General features: G+C 64.4%; 19 protein-coding genes. 6 read left to right on the plus strand and 13 right to left on the minus strand.

Annotated features, from left to right (window positions below; all coding sequences use genetic code 11):
- Positions 1-140 precede the first annotated feature (140 nt).
- The 9 genes from DWF00_RS09665 to DWF00_RS09705 form a co-directional block, all read right to left on the minus strand.
- The gene (locus DWF00_RS09665; RefSeq protein WP_245973819.1) at positions 141-1,640 is read right to left on the minus strand and encodes a M81 family metallopeptidase; all 1,500 of its coding nucleotides are present in this window, start codon (positions 1,638-1,640) and stop codon (positions 141-143) included.
- The gene (locus tag DWF00_RS09670; protein ID WP_114827382.1) at positions 1,637-3,217 is read right to left on the minus strand and encodes an ABC transporter substrate-binding protein; all 1,581 of its coding nucleotides are present in this window, start codon (positions 3,215-3,217) and stop codon (positions 1,637-1,639) included. Before DWF00_RS09670 ends, DWF00_RS09665 begins: the two co-directional genes overlap by 4 nt.
- A 385-nt stretch (positions 3,218-3,602) precedes the next feature.
- Entirely contained in the window at positions 3,603-4,598 is a 996-nt protein-coding gene (locus DWF00_RS09675) for a HupE/UreJ family protein (RefSeq protein ID WP_425453080.1), read from the minus strand.
- A complete protein-coding gene (locus DWF00_RS09680) occupies positions 4,595-5,461 on the minus strand; it encodes a peptidyl-prolyl cis-trans isomerase (RefSeq protein WP_114827383.1) in 867 nt (288 codons plus the stop codon). Before DWF00_RS09680 ends, DWF00_RS09675 begins: the two co-directional genes overlap by 4 nt.
- A gap of 31 nt (positions 5,462-5,492) precedes the next feature.
- Positions 5,493-6,086, minus strand: a complete 594-nt coding sequence (locus DWF00_RS09685; RefSeq protein ID WP_114827384.1) for a hypothetical protein — start codon at positions 6,084-6,086, stop codon at positions 5,493-5,495.
- Positions 6,083-8,026 carry a DUF3604 domain-containing protein gene (locus DWF00_RS09690; protein ID WP_114827385.1) on the minus strand — a complete coding sequence of 648 codons (1,944 nt, stop codon included), beginning with the start codon at positions 8,024-8,026 and terminating at the stop codon, positions 6,083-6,085. Before DWF00_RS09690 ends, DWF00_RS09685 begins: the two co-directional genes overlap by 4 nt.
- A gap of 185 nt (positions 8,027-8,211) precedes the next feature.
- Positions 8,212-9,069, minus strand: coding sequence for a hypothetical protein (locus DWF00_RS09695; RefSeq protein WP_147283624.1), 858 nt, complete (start codon positions 9,067-9,069; stop codon positions 8,212-8,214).
- Positions 9,070-9,224: 155 nt separating this feature from the next.
- A complete protein-coding gene (locus tag DWF00_RS09700; RefSeq protein WP_114827387.1) occupies positions 9,225-9,671 on the minus strand; it encodes a hypothetical protein in 447 nt (148 codons plus the stop codon).
- A 42-nt stretch (positions 9,672-9,713) separates the two neighbouring features.
- A complete protein-coding gene (locus DWF00_RS09705; protein WP_114827388.1) occupies positions 9,714-10,049 on the minus strand; it encodes an HdeA/HdeB family chaperone in 336 nt (111 codons plus the stop codon).
- 182 nt (positions 10,050-10,231) lie between these two features.
- Between DWF00_RS09705 and DWF00_RS09710 the strand changes: the two genes are divergently transcribed.
- The 5 genes from DWF00_RS09710 (at position 10,232) to DWF00_RS09735 (ending at position 15,198) form a co-directional block, all read left to right on the plus strand.
- A complete protein-coding gene (locus DWF00_RS09710) occupies positions 10,232-12,040 on the plus strand; it encodes an adenylate cyclase (protein WP_114827389.1) in 1,809 nt (602 codons plus the stop codon).
- A 591-nt stretch (positions 12,041-12,631) separates the two neighbouring features.
- Positions 12,632-12,925, plus strand: coding sequence for a hypothetical protein (locus DWF00_RS09720; RefSeq protein WP_245973820.1), 294 nt, complete (start codon positions 12,632-12,634; stop codon positions 12,923-12,925).
- A gap of 252 nt (positions 12,926-13,177) precedes the next feature.
- Entirely contained in the window at positions 13,178-14,218 is a 1,041-nt protein-coding gene (locus DWF00_RS09725; protein WP_245973821.1) for an alpha/beta hydrolase, read from the plus strand.
- Positions 14,219-14,280: 62 nt separating this feature from the next.
- On the plus strand, positions 14,281-14,673 hold the full coding sequence (locus tag DWF00_RS09730) for a hypothetical protein (RefSeq protein ID WP_147283625.1): 393 nt from the start codon (positions 14,281-14,283) through the stop codon (positions 14,671-14,673).
- A gap of 36 nt (positions 14,674-14,709) precedes the next feature.
- Entirely contained in the window at positions 14,710-15,198 is a 489-nt protein-coding gene (locus DWF00_RS09735; RefSeq protein ID WP_114827393.1) for a hypothetical protein, read from the plus strand.
- A 172-nt stretch (positions 15,199-15,370) separates the two neighbouring features.
- On the opposite strand, the gene DWF00_RS09740 is transcribed toward DWF00_RS09735, so the two are convergent.
- The 3 genes from DWF00_RS09740 to DWF00_RS09750 all read right to left on the minus strand — a co-directional run bounded on the left by DWF00_RS09740 (position 15,371) and on the right by DWF00_RS09750 (position 18,196).
- A complete protein-coding gene (locus DWF00_RS09740) occupies positions 15,371-16,357 on the minus strand; it encodes a Bug family tripartite tricarboxylate transporter substrate binding protein (protein WP_114827394.1) in 987 nt (328 codons plus the stop codon).
- Positions 16,358-16,400: 43 nt separating this feature from the next.
- Positions 16,401-17,165, minus strand: a complete 765-nt coding sequence (locus DWF00_RS09745; protein ID WP_114827395.1) for a class II aldolase/adducin family protein — start codon at positions 17,163-17,165, stop codon at positions 16,401-16,403.
- Between the two features lie 95 nt (positions 17,166-17,260).
- A complete protein-coding gene (locus DWF00_RS09750) occupies positions 17,261-18,196 on the minus strand; it encodes a LysR family transcriptional regulator (protein WP_181832474.1) in 936 nt (311 codons plus the stop codon).
- Between the two features lie 503 nt (positions 18,197-18,699).
- Between DWF00_RS09750 and DWF00_RS09755 the strand changes: the two genes are divergently transcribed.
- Positions 18,700-19,389 carry a response regulator gene (locus DWF00_RS09755; RefSeq protein ID WP_114827397.1) on the plus strand — a complete coding sequence of 230 codons (690 nt, stop codon included), beginning with the start codon at positions 18,700-18,702 and terminating at the stop codon, positions 19,387-19,389.
- Positions 19,390-19,392: 3 nt separating this feature from the next.
- On the opposite strand, the gene DWF00_RS09760 is transcribed toward DWF00_RS09755, so the two are convergent.
- Positions 19,393-20,877, minus strand: coding sequence for a sensor histidine kinase (locus DWF00_RS09760; RefSeq protein WP_114827398.1), 1,485 nt, complete (start codon positions 20,875-20,877; stop codon positions 19,393-19,395).
- Between the last annotated feature and the right edge of the window lie 14 nt (positions 20,878-20,891).

The raw sequence follows: 20,891 nt of genomic DNA on the forward strand, positions 1-20,891 counted from the left end.
GGCCATTGACCTTTGGGGCACTGAACGCGCCCCATTTCTGCCTCTCGTAGGATAGGCTCGGCTTAGGTTTCCAACAATCCAAACGCTGGATCTGACTGGCGTGAAGGCGCTGCTTCTTCAGGCAGTTGTCACTGTCCGGTTCAGCCCGCCGGCGGAAAGCTCGGATTGCCGTACGGGTAGTAATCCGTCAGCGAGAGATTCTCGTAAGACAGCGCCTCGAGACGCACCGTGCCCATGAACGGTTGCGGCGGCTCGACAAGGAGGATCGTCGGTGCGAAGCCGCTATCGTCGAAGCCCCGGCGGAAATGCGCGCGCGATTTGATCGCGATCACATCGAATTCGTCAGGTTGGAGGCCGAGTTGCCACAGCTCCGACGGCTCCACGATCTGCACGAGATAGGGGCTGAGCACCAGCACATTGCCGTTGCCGAAGCTGACGCAGACCCATTCATTGCCCTTGCCGCGCGTCGCGTCCACGGACCGCACGGTGCCGGAGATGCGGACGGGCTCGCCTGCCGATTCATCGAAGGCCCCGCCGATCTCGGCCTCGAACGGGTCGCCCGGCTTGGCGCTCGCGGCCAGCACCGAGCGAATGACATCGGGCGAGGCGATGGTTGCGATCAGGGTGCGTTCCAGCTTCTGCGCGACGATCTCCTGCAGGAGCCAGGTCGCGTAGCCCGAGCGGTCGCTGTAATCGGCGAGCAGCACCGGCGCTTTGCCGGCTGCCACGGCTTCGCGGGCGAGCGCGACCCCATCCCTCATCGGGTGAATCTTGACGGTGTTGAGCAGCGCGTCGCGCCGCCGCCAGATCCAGTCGGCCATGTCGCGGATCACACGATCGGCAAGCTCGGGGTCGTCATGGGTCAGGACCTGAAGGCCCATCCCGGCATCGGGCACGTCCGACCAGGGGAAGCCGAAGAAGACGTTGACGAAGACGTCCGGCTCGCGCGCCTCCCAGATCAGCGCCCGCTGAATGAGATCGGACCAGGGCGAGGCGCCGGTCCACATGACGACGGTCGGCGCGATGATCGGAATGCGCAGCGTTCGGGGCACGGGCTTGAAGCTGCCGCGGATCGCCCTGACGAGCATCCGCGCCGCGCGTTCGCCCTGCAGGTGCATGTCGTAATGCGGGAAATACTTGACGCAGAAAGCCATGTCGGCCTGCTGAAGGAAGGCCTCGTCCTCATTGCCATGCGGATCGAACGTCGCCGAGAGAAAGACGTCCTTGCCCACGACCTCGCGGACGCGCCGCGCGATATCGGCCTCCGGGCGCGGCACGCCGCGCACTGCCAGAGCCCCGTGAAGCGCCAGGTAGACGCCGTCGAGTTTCGGCTGCGCCTGCAGTTCCGCGATCATGACGCCGAGGAAATGCTCGTAGGCATCTTGAGTGACCCAGCCCGATCCCGTGCCGGTGCGAGGCCAGAGCGGCGAGGTGATGCCGATCAGCTCGACATCATCGTATTCGCGCGCGACCTGTACGAAGCCACCCATATAGCCTTTCGGGTCGGTCGCCAGCAGCGCCTCGCCGCTGGCCGGAGAGCCCGGATAGATGAAGTCCTCCCGCGTGGTGTCGTTGGGAAGGAAGGTGACCGTCTCATGGGCGAACTGAAGAACGGCGATGCGAATCCGCCGGCGCGTCATACCGGCTTCACGTCGTAGAATTGCGCGAAGCCGATGCGCATGCCCGTCAGCCCGCGATAGGCCGTCTTCTCGTAGTAGGCGCCCAGAGGAATATAGGGCACGTCGGCGAAGAACTGCTTCTGGATCTCGGCGCAGATCGCCTTCTGCTCGGCGATGTCCTTGGCGGCGAACCAGTCGAGACGCAAGTCCTCGAGCCGCTGCGACTTGGGCCAGCCGAACCAGGCCTGGTCGCCATTGCCGCGGATGCCGAGCTGGCTCGCCGGATCGAAATTATTCGTGCCGTTCAGATAGGTGAAGAAGATATTCCAGCCGCCCTTGTCGCTCGGCTGCTTGCTGGCGCGGCGCTGAACGACGGTGCCCCAGTCGCTGGAGACGAGATCGACGTTCATGCCGCATTTCTGCAGCGCATCCGCCGCCACCAGCGCCAGCGCATGGGTCGAAGGGTAGTCGGTCGGATCGAGCATCACCACGCGCTCGCCCTTGTAGCCGGCAGCCGCCAGCTCGCGCTTGACCGCTGCGAAATCCCGCTTGCCGACCAGGACATCCGTTCCCGCCGTCGTCGCCAGCGGCGTGTCGGGACTGAACACGCCGACATGGTCCTTCCACAGCGAGCGCTCGTCGCCGGCGACCGAGGTCATGAATTCGGTCTGGTCGATGGCGCCGAGCAGGGCCCGCCTGATCGCCGGATTGTCGAAAGGGGGATGCAAGGAGTTGAAGCGCAGGCAGCCGATGCCGCCTGCCGGGTCGAGGCCTTCGAGCTTCAGACCGGCCTTGCCCTTCAGAACCGCCAGAAGGTCGGGCGTCGGGTTCTGCCACCAATCCACTTCGCCGGCGCTCAGCGCGTTGGCCGCCGTCGAGGGATCGGGCATGATGCGCCATTCGACGCGGTCGAAGAACACGTTCTTGGGGCCCGCCGTGAAGCTCGCAGAGCCGCCCGAGCGCGGAACGTAGCCGGCAAATTTCTCGTAGACCGCCAGTGCGCCGGGGACGCGTTCGTCGGCCTTGAAACGGAACGGGCCGCTTCCGACCATGTCCGTCACCTGCTTGTTGGGATCGGTCACCGCGAAGCGTTCCGGCATGATGCACGGCATGGACGTGCCGGTCTTGCCGAGCGCCGCCGGCAGCAGCGGGAAGGGCCGCTTCAGGCGGAAGGTCACCACGCGGTCGGATTCCGCCGACAGCTCGTCCGTCGCATCCATCAAGGCGCGACCGAAGGCGTCGCGGGCGGCAAAGCGGCGGACGCTCGGCACGACGTCCTGCGTCCGCACCGGCTCGCCATCGTGGAAGCGCAAGCCCTCGCGCAGCGTCAGCCGCCACAGCTTGCCATCGTTCTCGACGGTATGGCCGGCAACCATCTGGGGCTCGAAGTTGTAGTCGGCAGTCTGCCCGTAGAGCGTATCGAAGACGAGGTAGCCGTGGTTGCGCGTCACCGTCGCCGTCGTCCAGACGGGATCGACGATCGCGATATCCGCCTCGGGAACGAATTTAAGCACCTTCGCGCGTTGTGCGAGGCTGGGCTTTGCGATCGCGGAGACGGCGGCGCCAGCGGCGGCGCCAAGAAATGTGCGGCGCTTCATGCCTGGAACCTTCCGTTTGAGCAGGTGGGGCGATCTTGGATCATCGAGCGCCGCCGAGACTTCGGTGGGCTAACCTAAAGCGCCGGAAATGACGGGCACAAGCCATATGGCGACTGGCTCCGGCTTGCATCCATGGCTTGCGAGTCTTCGGCATGTTCCGGGTTCCAGGCATATTTCCCACGCGGTCAAGCAAGTTTCATGCTATCGTTGGGTAAGCGATCCGTGCCGACGCCTGCTTCGGGCGGATTACGTTGAAAAGGTCAGCCCCTCTCTCACTATGGAGCGACCCGGGGGCCTCCAAGTGCAAAGCCCTCCCTCCGCGGCAGCCCTGGTCACGAGGATATCTCGGCGCCGGCCGCAGCGACCGTAAAAGATCGCCAGTCGCTCAGCTCCAGAAGCTTTCGATCCTCGTGACCAGCCAGAACATCGACATCGTGCCGATCAGGTATGTCGTAGCATGGCGGACAGGCTGTAGCGGGATACGCACCATTGCGGTCACTGCCTTGATCGCCAGGAGAACGGCCGCGACGAACAGCAATTGCCCCGCCTCGACGCCGAGATTGAAGGTCAGCAGGGCCAGCGGCACATCGGTCTGCGGCAGGCCGATCTCCTTCAGGGCGCCGGCAAAGCCAAATCCGTGCAGCAGACCGAAGGCGAAGGCCACGAGCCAGGGATAGCTCTCCGACGTGCGCCGCTGGCCCGGCCTGGACCGGGCAAGCTCGCTGGCGACGAAGGCGATGCTGAGCGCGATCGCCGCCTCCACCGGCTTCTGCGGCAGGCTGAGATAACCGAGTGCCGCGCCCGCCAGCGTGATGCTGTGGGCTAGCGTAAAGGCCGTGATGGTCGTCAGCAGCATCCAGCGGTCGCGGATGAGGAGCATCAGCGCCAGCACGAACATCAGATGGTCGAAGCCGATCAGGATATGTTCGACGCCGAGCATGAAATAGGTTTTCGCGACCTCGAACGTGGTCTGCGACGCCGTGACGGCAAGGCTTGGCGTCTCCGGGGTCAGGCGCGCGACCTGCGTCGAGCCATCGGCATTGGCCAGGCGCACCAGCACGTCGGTCAGGCTCGTGCGCAGGCCGTCGATCGTCAGGGTGCGGCCTTTCAGGCCGCCAGGGCAGCGTGCCGTCCAGCGCTCGAAATAGCCGCCCGCCTCGAGGGAGTTGATCGCCTCTCCCTTCGGACTGCAGGTTTCCGGCAAGCGGACATAGAGCCCGAGCCTCATCTCGCCCAGCGCCGGCGTCTTCCAGACGATGGCAAAGTCGCCGGTCGCCGTTTCGCGGATGTCGAGATAGGCCGGGCGCAGTTCATGGGCCGCCGACGGCGCGGCCGACAGCATGTGCCAAAGGCAGACCAGAGCAGTGAGCAGGCGGATCACGGGCTTCGCCCCGTTGGGGCTGCGTTATCCGCTTGCGTCTCGATCCTCACCCGATAGCGCTTCAACAGCCCGGCGAGTTGCGCCTCCTCGGCTTGCTGACGCCGCTCGTTCGTCCATTCCTGCGCGACGCTGTCGCGAACCTCGACGAGCGTTGCCGGCCGGCCCGCCTGGCTTTCGCCGACATGAACGACATGGAGTCCGAAGCTCGACTTCACGGGTCCGGCCCATGCGCCGGGCGGCGTCCGAGCCAAGGCGTCGGCGAAGTCCGCGCCAAAAATCTGGCCGATCGAGGTCTTGCGCGTCGGCGACAATTCGGGCGGCAGAATGCTCGGGTCGCCCAAGGTCGCGGGATCGGTATCGGGCTTCGCGCGCAGAACTTCGAGCACGGACGCGACGTCCTGCTCGATCGCTTCGCCGCGGCGCTCCGGGCTCAAGAAGACCTGCCGAAAGGCCAGCGTCGGATCGATCCGGAACCGATCGGGGTTGGCCTTGAAAAAGGCCTCCAAATCCGCCTCGCTCGGCGTCGTGGTTTCAGCCTGCGCCTGGCTCAGAAACTCCATCTTCAGGCGCAGGCGACGGCGGATCACCGTGTCGTCCTTGTCGAGCCCGAGCGCGAGCGCCTCGCGGTAGAGCATCTCCTCCTTCACATGGTCGTCGACCAGGCCCTTGACCTCGCTGGCGGTAGGCGGGCGCTGCCTTGTCTTGGCGAAGAGGCCGGCAAGCTGTTCGATCTTGGCCCCGGTCACGACGATCTCGTCGGAGTTTGGCTCGTCGCTCCGGTTGAGAGCGCCGTAGAGCGCGAAAATCCCCAGCGCGAGGACCAGGAAATGGACCAGCGGTTCCTTGAGCAGACGTCCGATCATCGCAGAGCTCGCTTCATGAGGTTGCGTTGCGTCATCGCGGCCGCGCCATGGCCGTCAGCGGCGCAGGCAGACGATCGAGCCGGGCGGAAATCCGGCCTTGCCCCTCCAGAGGACCATAGAGCCGCAGCAAGCCTTTCTGCCGTGCGGCGAGCGGTGTGATCCATCCTGAGGCCAGCGCGGCGACGACGGGTTCGTCGGTCACGACGACGGTGTCGGATGTCTGCGGTCCGTCGACATGCGTGACCATGCTCACCCCGCCCTGCGCGGGCGCAAACCGGGTCCAGAGCATCGGCCCGATCAGCAGGATGGAAAAGCTCGGCATGGACTCGCCGTCCATCGCCACAACGAGCCTGTCGCGCAGCCTGGCGAGATCGGCCGCCGCCTTGCGATAGCCCAGCAGGGCTCTGGCCGCCTCCGGCCGCTCGTCGCGCAGGATGGTGCCCTCAAGCTGGGCCCGCCAGACCGCCGATGTCACATGGAGGGACTCGGGGTAGACCCAGTTGAGCGCGCCGCGCGCCGCATCGGCCCCCTTGGGATCCTCGAAGCCGCAGGCTGACGCGAGCGTCGTCCCGGCGACCAGAGCGATCGCCGGAAGCAGATGTCGGGCGCGGCGCCGGGACGTCATGGCGTGTACCAGATCGGCGAGGTGTAGGCGCGCTCGGTAATGGTCATCCGCGTGCCCGGCAGCGGCTTGGTGCCGAAGCGCTTGGCGTCATAGGCGGTCCAGCGCGGTGTGGGGATTTCGAGAACGCGGACATAGTAGAAGGCGCGCAGGCCGGCGTCGAAATCCGGGTCCTTCCATGTGGCGATCAGTTCGGATGCGCCGATCGTGTTCGTCCAGGTGGCGTTCTGGATATCGACGGTGCTGCCGACCGAAGGCACCTTGCCGTCGGGACCCGGCTTGCGGTCTCCCGACCAGACGACGTCGTAGACCTTCTCCTGCGGCTTCCCGTCCTTGCCGAGCCAGCCCTTGATGATCTGGATGCGGTCCAGGTTGGCGCCGATCACGTCCTTGAGCGCGGCAACCAGGAAGGTTGGGGACTTGCCGGCCGGGGCCGTCTTCAGGTCGCCGCCCATCGGCACGCCCTTGCTGTACCCGACATAGGCCGGCAGCCGCTCCCGGGCGTCGGCTTCCGCAAACTCCCAGCCGCCGAAGAACCGCACCGCCATGCGCGGGCCGGTGGTCGCATAGGTCTCCTTGCGCTGCATCGCGTCCCAGAGCGCCTCGCGCGTGTTGTCCGTGGCCCAGACGGCGGCGTAGCCCGAGGACGAGACCTCCCAGTCCATGACCTTCACGCCCGTCTGCGGGTTGGAGATGAAGGTCTTTATCATGCGTTCGGGGCTCGGCTCCTGCGGCGTCGTCTTGCCGAAGAAGTTGTCCTCTTCCATCGCCGAGAGCCCGGTATGGGCGTCGGAACTACCGACCAGGCCGAATTTGTAGGGGTTCGTGCCGAGTTGCTGCTCCAGCAGAAGGCCGTTCTTCAGCGCAGAGCGGGCATATTCGAATTCGAGCATGTCCTTGGTCTTGGCGACGCTGCCGTCGAGGTTCGCCTTGTCCCAGGTCTCGAAGTCGGCGAATTCGTCGTTGGGCGACAGGAAGGGGTGGGCTTCGCCGTCACCCTTCGTCTGGGTCGCCTCATAGAGGCGCTCCCACTTGGCGCGCTGCTCGACATATTCCTTGTCCACCGGCTTGCCGGTGAAGGACTCGATCAGCGGAAACATCCGGCCGTTGCTGAGGTTGCCGTTATGAGCGATCGCCAGGACGCTGCCGCCGGTCTTCGCCTCGTAGCCGGCCATCCACTTCCAGAGATCGCGGGGATTGTCGCTGCCAAGCGGCGCCTGCGTCGTATAGGGCTCGACCTGGCTGGCGCGCGCGGCATTGTCGCGGAAGATGACGTTGCGGTGCAGGTTGTTGCCGCCCGTGTTGGAGGTCCACTCGTAGCCGATGAAGGCCGTGAAGCGGCCGGGCTCGTTGGCCTCCTCGGCCGCCTTGATCGTCTGCTGCCACGCCGATTGGAAGGTGCGCGTTCCGGGCAGCGGCATGATCTCCTTGTCGATCGCGCCCTTGCCGAAACTCTCGACGATGTCCATCGCGGCCGCCGCGCCCTGGCCGGCGAAGATCATGTCATGCCATTTCTTGCCTTGCTGGCTCGCCATGATCACCGGGTCGCCGCCCACAAGCAGCGGAAAGAAGCCCATCCCGTCGGAGTGATCGGCTACGACGAGGAAGTCCAGCGGACGCGACAGCTTGGCCCGCTCGCCGGCCGACGCCGTGATCTCCTCGCCACGGGCGAAGCGGTAGGCTTCCTTCGGCCCGAGACGGGCGCCGAACGCGCCGGCATCCATGGAGAAGGCCGTGTGCAGATGGGTGTCGCCGAAGAACGGCCGCGTCGGAAAGTTGCGCCCGGCATAGGGGGAGTAGCCCGGCTTCCGCGCCAGGCGCTCTGCCGAAGACTGGTCCAGCGTTCCCGCATCCTGGGCAAACAGTGCCGAGGGCGAGCCGAGCGAAGCGCCGAGGATAAGAGCGCCTATCGCGGTTGAGACTTTGATCGTCTTCAAGTTCATCTCCCTAATTTGGCGCAAGAAATGACCTCCAACCGAGGCCATGTCCTTCGATGTCGGCGATGACCGGCGGCGGGTTCGTCCAGAAGGCGAATCCAACACCAGACGCCATGCCCCGAAGCGGGCCATCGTCCTTGGGGACTCGGTTCTGGCCCGGCCATCATGCTGTTGCCCTGCTCGACGAAGGTTCAGAAGTGGTAGGCGATGCTGGAAAACACGCCGTGCTGAGTGGCACGGTAGGTGAAGTCGTCCTTGCGATAGTCGGTATAGATGGCCCGGTAGCCGAAAGCCGTGGAGATCGATTCCGTCCAGCGATAGCCGATCGAGGCGAAGCCTTGCGTCGTGAAACGCGATCCGACGCCGAAGCCGCCGACATCGGCAATGGCATTGACGAACCAGCGATCGTTGATGCGCCAGGTGGCCGCCAGACCGATGATCGGGTCCGCCCACTGCTCGACACTGCTGTTGCTGATCGTAACCGGGATCAGCCCGGGCGTCGCCTCGATCTTGCCGGTCATGCGCTGATAGCGAATTCCTGCGGTAGCATAGAGGTCGAAGTCACGGCTGGCGAGCGGCAGGCGATAGCCGGCGATGGCCGACGCCATGAGCTGCCGCATCTTGAACTCGACCTGCGTGCCGGGGAGAAGCGCTGCCAGCGTCGGACGTCTTGCGCCCGGCAGCTTCACCAGCGCATCGGCTGAAATCTGCGCCCAGATCAGATCCGTCAGGATCATCCAGTTGTCGTTCTTGGCGAGGAACGAACCCATCACGGCGCCGTTGAGCTTTTCCAGCAGGTCGCCGAAGCTCATGTCGATGCTGACGGGAGGCAGGTTGCGCACCCTGGATTCGCCGGTGAGCGCGGTCGCCCAGCCATAGGCCGTCGCCTGGAACTGCCAGCCCGAGGGCTGGGGCGATGGTGCTGGCGCCGCCGGGGTCGCGGCCGGTCGGTCTGCGGCGCCGGCAGCCGTCGCAAGCAGCCCCATTCCCAGCGCCACGACGCCCCAAATGACGGGGCGGGCATGCCGCGCTCTAACGATGCGTCGCATATCGCCTCCCCGGGGCTGGGCGCTCTATTTCAGAAAGGGCCGAGGAGCGTCCTGCTCTCGCGCCAGGGGACGACCCAGCTGCGCGCCGACGCTCCGTGGTTTCGTTTGGCCTTGGTGCCGTCACCCAGGCACCGAAGGCGAGGTCGGTCTCATGGCTATTGTTTGAAGCCAATCAGCACGCCGTCGGCACCGAGCGATACCTGCAATCCCCGGCGCTGCGTATTCAGGCGCAGGGTTACGCCCTTGGCGTTCCGCAGCCAGAGCCTTCCTCTCCCTTCGTCTCCGATCGCCCAGCCCTCGCGCAGCTGGACATAGGCACCTACGAAGTCATCGACGTTGCGCAGGCCATAGACCGTTCCCGTTGCCCTCATGCGCGAGGCGCCGATGCCGCCGATCCCTAGGCCCCCGACGGTAATTCCATAGGAGCGGGGACCAAACTTCAGGGTGCCGCCGCCGATGGCTCCCGAGCCGATGAAGGCGACCTGGAGCTGCTCGATCCTGACGGTGCCAGTCGGAGGACCTAACTGTCTCAGCTGAGCCGAGGCCGGCTCGCTCGCGAGAAGGCCGGCGACGAGACATGAGAGGATAGCGATGATACGCATAGGAAATTGCTCCGGCCCTAGATGATCGGCGACCTTGAGAGGTCAGCGCTTCTTCTTTTCTTCCTTCAGGACGAAATCGATGGCCTGAATCACCTTCTTGCCCGGGTTGGCCTTGCAGTGGACGATCACCTGATGGACGCCCTCCTTGGCGCGCGGCATGTTGATCGCGTGCTTCTTGGCGAGGCCGTTGTACCAGCCGCTGTACCAGACCCCGAGAAAGTCGGCGTCCTCCTGGAACGTCCCGGCCAGCTGGGCGCAGGTCAGCTTCTGGACGTCGATATAGCCGTTGGCGTCCGCGTAGTTGGTCAGAGGAACCTGAGCGTGCGCGCCGGTGGCGAAACCCAGGGAAAGCGCAGTGATGACGAAAAGTTTGCGCATCGTGATTTCCCAAGCCGAGGTGCCACAATTCTTGCGTGGCGAAATGATCGTGAAGCGGCGCGTTTAGTTGCCGCCGCGTTCCCAGCATCATTGCTTGGGCGGGAACTTGACAGTAGTTTACGGTAGGCAACAGTCGGACTTGGCCTCCGCTCATGGCCGCAGCTGGGATGACGGGAAACGCAATGGCAAGCGCTAAGCCCGACACGCGCGCGGCGGAAGCCGCGGATGCAGCGCCGCCATCATCGAATGAGGTTCTGGCGCAGCTCGACAGGATCCTGTCCAGCCAGGAATTCTCCCTTCCGGAACGCGGACGCAAGTTCCTGCAGTACATCGTCGACGAGACGCTCGCGGGGGGAGCGGATCGCATCAAGGGCTATTCCATAGCGCTCAACGTGTTCGGCCGGGCCGTTTCCTTCGACGCCCAGAGCGATCCCGTCGTGCGAATCGAAGCAGGCCGGCTGCGCCGCGCCCTCGAACGCTATTATCTCGTTGCCGGACAGTGCGACCCGATCCGGATCGACATTCCAAAAGGCGGGTATGTCCCGGTGTTCACACGGGTCGCCGTCCTGCCCGCCGTGGAGATCGAGCCGCATGATGCCCAGGCCCAGCAGCCGATTCCAGCGCTAGCCGACGCAGGGGCTCGGCATTCCGGATGGCGGCCGCGCCTGATGTTCGGACTGGCCGTGATCGTGCTGGTTCCCTGGATGTATCTCGCGGCGAGCTTCCTCTGGCCATCTGCCGCGAACAACGCGGCGAGCCCGTCCGCCCCGGAAAAGCCCAAACTATTGGTCCTGCCCTTCCGCGACACCAGCGAGACGGCGGAGGGAAAGGTCTATGCGGCGGGATTTGCGGACGAGATCATAAACCAGCTCTCCGCGTTCAAGGAGCTGACCGTTCTTGGACATGAAACCTCGCGAAGCCTTGGAACCGAGCTGGATATCGGCCGCATCCGGGACGAAATGGGCGTAGGCTACGTCATCCAAGGCAGCGTTCGCATATCCGGGGCTCAATCTCGCGTCACGGCCCGCGCGATCGAAACGAAGACCCAAGCCGTCTTGTGGTCACACACATTTGGCGATGATTTCGCGACGCGAGACCTGATCAACGTTCAGGATGAGATCGCGCGACAGGTCGCAAGGGCCGTCGCGCAGCCCTACGGGATCGTGTTTCAGGCCGATTTGCCAAGCACCCAGCGGCGCGTGCCGGACGATCTTGAAGCCTATCTCTGCACGTTGCGCTTCTACGGATACCGGGCCGAGTTGAGCGTGGCCCAGCATGCCACCGTTCGTGCGTGCCTCGAGCGGGCGACGGCGCGATGGCCCCATTTTGCGACCGCCTGGGCCATGCTTTCGCATGTCTATCTCGACGAGGATCGGTTCGGCTTCAACACGCAGCCAGAGACTGGCGTCACGCGCTCGCTCGATGCCGCCCGCAAGGCGGTGTCGCTTGAACCGGACAACATTCGCGCTCTTCAATCGCTCATGCTGGCGCTGTTCTTCGACCGCAGGGCCAAAGAGGCGTTGAGCGTTGGCGAGCGGGCAATTCTGCTGAATCCCAACGATGCCGAACTGCGCGGCGAGTTCGGAAGCCGCGTCGCGATGGCGGGCGACTGGAAGAGAGGCTCCGAGCTCATCGAAGTCGCGTTGGCACTCAATCCGGGCAATTCAGACTACTACCGGGCGGTTCTGGCGCTCAGCGCCTACATGCAGAAAGATTTTGATCGCGCCGCCCGGGAAATTCGGCAGGCGAACCTACGCAACTTGCCGCTCTTTTATGTCGTTGCGGCAATCATCTATGCGGAGAGCGGCCTCGTCTCCGAGGCCGCCCAGGCGCGCGACGAATTCATCCGGCTGCGCCCGACATTCTTCGAGCATGTGGACGTTGAGCTGGCGAAGCGCAATTACCGGCCGGAGGATCAGGCGGTGCTGATCGAGGGCTCCCGCAAAGCGGGGTTCCCGGTTCCGGCCAGATTTCTCAAACCCCGCGACTAGAGCATCGGACCGAAAAGTGGAATCCGGTTTTCGGGAAAATCCGATGCAATAACAAAAGCCTAGGTCGCCACTTTGCGTCCGATAGGACGCACGGCGATCTAGAGGCTGGTCTCAACCGCCGGCTCAGCCTCGGCTCACCTTATCGGACGACCGGTCGACGGACCACGACGGCCCGCCTTGGGGCGACGACCACGGCCCTCGGAGCGACGGCGACCGGGCGACGCACGACGACCGCGCCACTGGCGGACGCGCAGCCGGCCCGCACCACACCGCGAGCGCAAACGACGGCGTTTGCTTCGGTCGAAGCGAATGCGGTCAGGCCACCGAACAGACCGGCGAGAATGAGAAGATGCCTCATGATTGTCGCTCCCTACTGGCCGTCGATGACCGGCAGAATGCCGGCAGTTCGCGGCGCATTTTGCGGCTCGGGTTGACGTTAGCAGAGCCGGCGCAGGTCGGGCACGTAGCTTACGGTAGGTTCGCGCAAAGAAGGGGGCGATCGACCGGTTCCGACGCACCCCTCGGTTCTGGAAATGCCCGTCCGGCATGTTGCTTACCGTAACCTACTCCCGCACGGAGGCTTGTCCAGCGATGCTTGATCAACTCAAGTGCTTCCGCATCCCCGAACCGGCGTGGCCGCCAATGGATCAGAGCCTGCTCGCAGTGATCGCCCGGTTTCCTGACCGAGGCCGGGCCGTCAAGGAACTCGCCGCCACGGATGAAGGCTTCCGCGCGCTGTGCGCGGACCTTCGCGACGCGGAAACGGCCTTGGTCGGCTGGGAGCACTCGTCCTTGCCGGTACGAGACGAGCGCTGCATCGAATATCGAGAACTGGTGGATGGACTGGCTGACGAAATCCGAGCTGCGCTTGATCGGCGAAGCTGAACCGAATGAGCTTCGACCGAGCCGACTCGACGCCGAGGCACGAAGCTGTCTTCATCATGTCGCCACACGCACCTAGCCTCAGGCTCATCGCTTGCGCGGGTGCCAAGATAGCAGAGCCAGCCGCAGTCTGGCGTGAAGGGTATACGGACGATGCGTTCGAGATTCTCTCTAGCAGGCGCTCTCGTTGCAGCGCTGTTATCCGCGGCATGCGCCTCGCGGCCGGAAACGGGCTTCCTTAGCCCCGTTGCCGGATTGGACGCCGGCGCCACCGACCACACCATCCTGGTCGCGACGACGCGCAAGCGCGACGATCGACCGGGCACGTTGTTCAATGGCGAGCGGGCAGAGCCGCTCGACTACGCCAAGATCGAGATCTCGGTTCCGGCGACGCACAAGGCCGGCGAGATCGAATGGGCGTCGACGGCTCCCGGAAACCCGAAGACCGATTTCGTCGTCCGCCAGGCCACCTATCTCGACGGTGAGAAGGAGTTCGTCAGGTCGCTCAACGTCCAGTTGGCGACGCGGCCGCGCGGCAGCCGCAAGGTGCTGATCTTCATCCACGGCTACAACACGATGTTCGCCGAGGGGCTCTATCGCTTTGCCCAGGTCGTTCACGACTCCAAGGCGCCCGCCGTGCCGGTGCTCTTCACCTGGGCCTCCCGTGGCCAGCTGACGCAATATGTCTACGATACCAATAGCGCGACCACCGCCCGAGACGATCTCGAACGCACTATTCGCCTAGTCTTTGCGAGCGATGCCGAACAGGTCAACATCCTCGCGCATTCGATGGGGAACTGGGTCACGGTCGAGGCGCTCCGGCAGATCAAGATCTCCGGCCAGCTGCCTCAGATGAGCAAGCTCGGCTCCATCTTCCTGGCGGCGCCCGATATCGATATCGATGTCTTCAAGTCGCAGATGCGACGCTTCGGAAAGCCGCGCAAACCCTTCTACATCGTGTTGTCCAAAGACGATCAGGCCTTGCGCGCATCCAGCTTCATTGCCGGCGGTACATCGCGACTCGGGGCCGACGGCGACACCGAAGAGCTGGCGGCCCTCGGCGCCGTGGTGATCGACATGACCGATGTGAAGGCCACGGATTCGTCCAATCACGGCAAGTTCGCCCAGCTCGCCGAGATCGCTCCGCAACTCGCATCGGTGCTCGAAAAGGGCGTGGCCGCAAAAGCCGACGCTGCCGCCGGAGCACAAACGGCCGTTGGCGACACGCTCGGCGCGATCGTCGGCCTGCCGGTCATGATCCTGGGTGCGCCGATCAAGATCATCGCCGGCCGCTGAACCCGCCCAGGAATCGGTATGCCAGGATGAAAAGCCATATGTACGCGAGGCGAAAGTCATTCTTGGTCGTCGTTGCGTCAGTCGAAGCGGCGATCGGCCTGGGGCTTCTCGTTCTGCCTTCCATTCCATTCGCTCTCCTGCTTGGCCTGGAAAGCACTGCGGCTGAGGCACTTTTGGTCGGCCGCATTGCCGGTGCGGCGCTGCTTGCGATAGGCGTCGCGAGCTGGATGGCGAGGGGAGACGCGCTGAATCGCTCGCTCCTTGGGTTGCTCACTGGCATTCTGATCTACAACACGGCCGTATCAATTCTGCTCGTGTACGCGGGTGCGATCCTGAAGATGACCGGCGGCCTGCTCTGGCCCACGGTTGCATTTCACGCAATTCTTGCCGGCTGGGGTGGCCTGCTTCTTCGCGGCATTCCCGACGAACTCCATGGAGAAACCCAGGACAGCTGAAGGATGCGCCATTGAAACGCAGGACCACGTCGCGCCATGTTTCGCCCTGAAGCCGTGACGAAAACAAATGCCGTCTACATCGGCCTTCTCATCGTGCAGACGGCAGCGGCAACATTCCTGTTCTGGGTTGTTTTCCCGCTTTTTCGACAGTTGATCGCGCGCCTGGGCGAACCGCAGGAGGTGAGCGTATCCGTTGAGGTGCAGATCATAGTCGGCACCCTCGTGCTGCATTGTGCCTACTGGGTCAGATACCGCTGGATCGCGGTGACGGCACCTTTTCACAGCGCGTTCATCGGCCATGTCGTCCAATTTGCCAGCCGAACCAGCTTCTTCTTCGGCGGTGCGCTGTTTTCCGCCCTCTTCTTCAGGCATCTCCCCGAACTCGAGGCGTTTCCGACGATCGCGGAGGCCCTGACCAGGGGCCTCGTCGTGATTTGGGTGTTGTTCGCCTTGTTCTGCTACTCGCTCGAGCTTGACCGGCTCGGCAAGGCAATCGAGGAAGCGTCCAAGCCGTCTGCGGAGTGATCGGCTGGCAAGGCCGTCCGGACCCTGTGAAGACCTGCCGGGAAGCAGACATTGGGAACACCGAGGAGGGGCGAGACCGTCCCTGGAGCGCCCCTTTCCTAAATGTCGGCTTCAGGGCGGCGGGCAGGGGGCCGGTGTTGGCGCGAAATAGCCGGCCTCACGCGATGGAAGGCTACTCGCCGACCTTGATGTCCAGTTCGCGGATCAACCGGCCGAACCGCTCGACGTCCTCGTTGACGAGACGCGCCATGTCCGATGGCGAGCCCGGGGACGGAACGAGCCCGCTGGCCTCGAGCTTGGCCGCGATGTCGGGCGCGGCGATCGCCCGTGCGGCGGCGACGTTCAATCGCTCGACGATCGGCGCAGGGGTTCCTGCCGGCGCGGCAAGACCGAAGAAGTTCGGGATCAACGGATCATCCGCGATGCCGAGCTCCGCCATCGTCGGCACGCCGCCCATCTGGGGCAGCCGGCGCTGATCACCGACCGCGAGCGCCTTCACCTTGCCGTCCTGCATCAGCGACAGCGCCGCCGGCGGGGTCGTGATCGTCAGCGCCACTTCACCGGTCGCCACCGCCGTCACCGCGGGCGGGGCGCCTCGGTAGGGCACATGGACCATCTTCACCCCGAGCCTGCGCGCGAGCGCCTCGATGTTGAGATGCGCCATGCTGCCCTTGCCGAAGCTGGCATAGGCGAGCTCACGCCCCTTCGCGAGCGCGACGAACTCGCCGAAATCATTGATGCCAAGCCCGGGATTGACGACGAGGACGTAGGGCCCGGTGGCGACGATGCCGACATAGGCGAAGTCGCGTTTTCCGTCGATCGCCTGCTGCGGCATCAGGATCGGGTTGATCCCGAACACCTCGCGCGGCGCCATCAGCAGGGTGTAGCCATCGGGCTGCGCGCGTGCGACGGCGGCCGCTCCGACCATGCCGTTGGCGCCGGGCCGGTTCTCGACGACGACCGGCTGGCCGAAGTCGAGGCGCAGCTTTTCCGCCACCAGGCGTGCGGCCAGATCGACCGCGCCGCCGGCGGGATAGGGCACGATGAGCTGTATCTGCTTGTTCGGGTAGGCGGCGGGGTTTTGGGCCGCGGCGTGCGAAGCGACGCAACTGGCGCCGACGGCAGCCAGGAAGGCGCGGCGAGACATCTGCTCAGACATGTTAAGCCTCCGGTCTGCTGGTTGATCGTCGTTTGGTCGATGGTCACGCCTCTGGTTGGACGTGCCTGGTCCATTGCTCCCAGGCGCGATCCATGGCGAAGGGTGTCAGGTTGAAATCGGCGGCGGACAGGGCCTCAGCGGCTGTCAGGCGCCTGACCGTGCCGAGCTGCGCGGCCTTCAGTTGGACGTCCGCGTTCCGAGCGCCGTAGATCGCCCGAAACGTCAGTTCGCGGATCGAGCGGCCAGCGACGGTGGCGCCGTGGCCGCGCATCAGCACGGTCCAGTTCGGCCCGAGCGCGCGTGCGAGCGAATCGCCTTGGGCATGCGTCGAGACGATCAGGTTGGTGTCGCCGAACTCGTTCTGGCTGTCCCAGAGAGGCACGGTCGCGCCCATGGTCGCGCCGAGATGGAAGACGGGAACGAGCTCCGCGTCGCTGGTGCAGAACGGCATGATGGTGGGCGCGTGGTGGTGGCAGACCGCGAGCACATCGGGACGCGCGCGGTAGATCGCACCATGGATGCTGCGCTCGGCGAAGACGCGTGCATCGGTCGCCGAGACGAGAGCATCGTCGAGGGTGAAGACGAGGATGTCCTCGGACGTGACCAGCTCGGCTGCGCGCGTTCTCGGCATCAGATAGCGATCCGGATGGTGCGGATGGCGCGCAGAGACGTGCCCGAAGCTGTCGACAATCCCTTCATGCGCCAGAATACGGCTGGCCGACACGATCTCGGCGATTGCGATATCGAGCTCGGAAGACGGGGAATCGAGCTGCGCTCTACCGGGCCTGAGCGGCTGATCCGACACCATGAGATGACCTCGCTCGATAGATGCCATTGCGGCCGTCGAGAGCAGGATCGCCCAGTCTGCCGTGCGAAATCCAATCCGAAGTGCTTAGGTCAGCACTAAGCTTTCTGCGAGGGCTCGGCAGGGGACAGCGGATGTCCCAGCTCTGCCATCGCGGTCGAAAGCGTTCTCATCGCCGAGCCGACCACGTCGCGGATGATCGGCAGTGAGGCGAGCTGCCCCGCCTTGCGCGAGCCCGCGAGATAAAGCGTGCGCCTGAGGACCGGCGCGACGATGGGCCGGGCAAACAGGGTCCCGGCAGAGACCTCTGCGAGAACGGTCCCGTAGGGCAGTATGCCGGCGGCGGAGCCGCGGGTGATCATCGTCTTGATGCCGGAGATCGAACGAATCTCGTGTTCGAGCCTGATGCCGAGCTCGTGTTCGGCAGCGGTCTTCTCGACCAGGGAGCGCACGCCGTCGCGCAGCTCCGGCAGGATGAGCGGTCCGGCCAAAGCGTCCGAGAAGGTGATGGGAGCATCATCGGCGTTCCCTGCGGCCGTGACGAGGACGAGATCCTCCTGATAGAGCGCCCGCTTCCAGAAGCCGGGCGCATCCGGGACTTCGTAGGCGAGGATCAGGTCGAGCTCGGCCCGGTGCAGGCTGTCCACCAGGAGATGGCTCATCTCTTCGTTCAGACTGAAGGCGAGTCGAGGAGCCCGTTCCGAGACCAGCAACAGCAGCTCGGGGCCGATGATCTGCATGAGGCTTGGGGTCAGGCCGAACCGGATCGTTTCGCGCGCGTCGTCGCGCACCTCCTGGCGGGCGATTTCGACGAGGTCGAGGATCTGGACGGCTCGCTGAAACAGCTTCGCGCCGGCGGCGGTCGGTGAGACGCCGCGCGAATGGCGCGTCAGCAGCACCACGCCCAGGGCTTCTTCAAGCTGTTTGATCTGCATGCCGAGCGCAGGCTGCGCGATTCGCAGATCATCGGCCGCGCGCGTCATGTTGGCGGTTTCGACCACGCGAACGAAATACTTCAGCTGGCGGAGATTCACGTCCGATCCGTGAAGAGCTATGTGCATCGGGGATGCCCAGCGTGCCACAAATCCGGCTGATCTGACGAGTCAGCTTCCTGCATGCGAGCGGCGCACCGGTGCGGACAACCGCGCTGAACTGGCCGCGGTCGCGGGCTTTTGGGGGGCGCGAGGCTCGATTTGGCTAAATAATGTTGAAAGACACCGCCGAGGTGCGTGTGTCATTTCTAAACTTAAATACTGATGCTTATTTATGGGAGGCGATTTATCCTAAGGAGCTTTATTGTATTTCGATAACATATTTCTCGGGTGCAATTCTATTCGTACGAATTCTGTCAGGCAGGGTTGGGTTTTAATAGAAATTCTGGGCGGAGACGCGCTGTTTTGACTGCATACCCCCATTTGGGGGGAGACACAATTGAATCCACCCGGTTAACCGTTCGTTTACTAAGCTGTTTACATCCGCTCCAGTCTGCGTAAACCTGAAAGCCGACTTCGTATCGGGTCAGAAACGCAGGGGAACGATGAGCGCGATCTCGATAGCCATTGTCGACGACCACCCGCTGATGGCGGAAGGCATTGCGTCCGTGCTCCAGCGCCGTGCCGGCTTTGCCGTTGCAGCTACGGGCTCGAATGCCGGCGACATCCTCTCTATCGCGGCGAACCACCAGGTCGATGCGATCATCGTCGATCTCAACATGCCCGGCGATGTGTTCCAGGCGATAGCCGATACCTGCCGGGACATGCCGGGCACGAAGATCGTCGTGTTCACGGCCTCGACGAGCACCGAGCACGCCATGCGCGCGCTCGACGCCGGCGCTGGCGGCTACGTGCTGAAGGGGAGCCCTGCGAACGAGCTTTTCGAGGCGATCGAGGCGGCCAGGCGCGGTGAGATCTACATCACGCCGTCCTTTGCCACCAAGGTGATTGGCGCGCTGCAAAGCAAGGCCCTGGAAAAGCAGGCCGTCGATACTGCCAAGCTCAGCGTCCGCGAGGAGCAGATTGTCCGCCTGCTGCTTTGCGGCAAGCGCAACAGCGAGATCGCCCGCACGCTGGTGCTGAGCGAGAAGACCGTCAAAGGCTATATGACGAACCTGATGAACAAGCTCAGGGCCCGTAACCGCCTGGAGGTGGTGATCGCCGCCCAGAGGTTGAATCCGGCCAGCTTCGTCGGGCTTGGCTCGCCAACACGCCAGCCCGTCGACCAGATCTGAGCGTCAGGGGGTCACGGGCAGCCGCGTCCGCACCTCCATTCCGCCCGATGCCAGGCGCGTCATCGTTAGGCGGCCGCGCAGGGATTGGACGCGCATCTCCATGCCGCGCAGCCCGAGCTTCGTCGCGTCGCTATTGACCCGCTTCGTGCCGGGCGGCGGCCCGTCATCGCTGACGATGATGTCGAGCGTGTGGGTCTCGAAGGCGGCGACGACGCGCTGGCCATGTCCGGCGGCATGCTTATAGGCGTTCGTCAGGCCTTCCTGGACGATCCGGTAGGTGCAGACTCTGATCGCTTCGGGCAGTTGCTCCGGCAGATTCGTAAGGCTGCGCTCCACCGCCGTGCCGGTCTGCTGCTCGTGCCGCGTGATGGCAAGTTCTATCGTTTCCGCCGGTGACAGGCCTTCGATCTCGGGCAGCACGAGGCCGGCCGAGAGATAGCGCATCTCTGCCAGCGCTCGCGTGAGCAGGGGCTCGAACTCGCGGCGGATATCGCTGGCCGGCGTCGGTGGCGAGCCGGCTTGCGGGCCCTGCGCATCCGGCAGTTTCAGCATGAGCAGGCTCAGCATCTGGATCGGCCCGTCATGGATATCTGCGCCGACCCTGGCGAGATAGGCTTCATTGAGCACGGCCGCGTTGAGGCGGGCGCGGTCCGCGGCCCGGCGCAATGCGTTGTTGCGCTTCGCCAGGGCGGCGGCGCGGGCCAGATTCGTCTGCAGCAGGGATTGCTGGGCTTTGATCACGCGGGTGGCGTGCCGGACGGTCGCGTAAAGCAGAATGCCGATGATCAACGCCACGTTGAGGATCAGGAACCAGGTGGCGTATCTCAGCTGGTTGATCTCACGGTCGAGCAGTTGGCTGTATTCATAGAATTCGCCGACGGCGATGACCTGCGAGGTTCCGATCTTATGGACTGGAGCATAGATCTCGATCAGATTTGCCTCGACATTGCGGGAACGGTACTGGCCCTTGTCGGCGTTGACGATGATCTGACCCGCCTTCAGCCGGGTGAGATATGAGGTGCTCAGCCGCTCGCCCGCCGGCTTGTTGCGGGTGCTGAAGAGCAGTTCGCCGCCGATGCCCCAGACTTTGATCGCAGCGACCCGGCTGCCGAGCCGCTTGTCCGACAGCAGGCTTGCGATCGCTTCGCCGTTTTCGGGCGGCAGGGCCGGCTCCGTCTCCAGCACCTGGACATGTGGTGCGAGGAAGGCTTCGAGATAGAGCGAGCCGGTTTCCGCCATGCCCTGGGCCCACCCGGCACGGATGCGTTTCTCCACCCAGTAGCCGAGCGTCACCATCGAGAGGCCGACGACGAGCGACGCCGCAATCATGAAGCGCCGTTCCAGGCTGAGCGCGGCCCAGCGCTCCTGCCAGCGGGCAAGGAGCACTACCGACCAAAGTCGGTATCGATCATGTCCAAAGGTCAGTTCCGAAGCCCCGCCTTTCGAACCTGAATCTTTCCCGACCTTCTCATCTGACGGTGCGTTCATTTTCTTGGCATCAT

The sequence above is a fragment of the Allobosea caraganae genome (assembly GCF_003351345.1).
In the GTDB taxonomy this organism is placed as follows: domain Bacteria; phylum Pseudomonadota; class Alphaproteobacteria; order Rhizobiales; family Beijerinckiaceae; genus Allobosea; species Allobosea caraganae.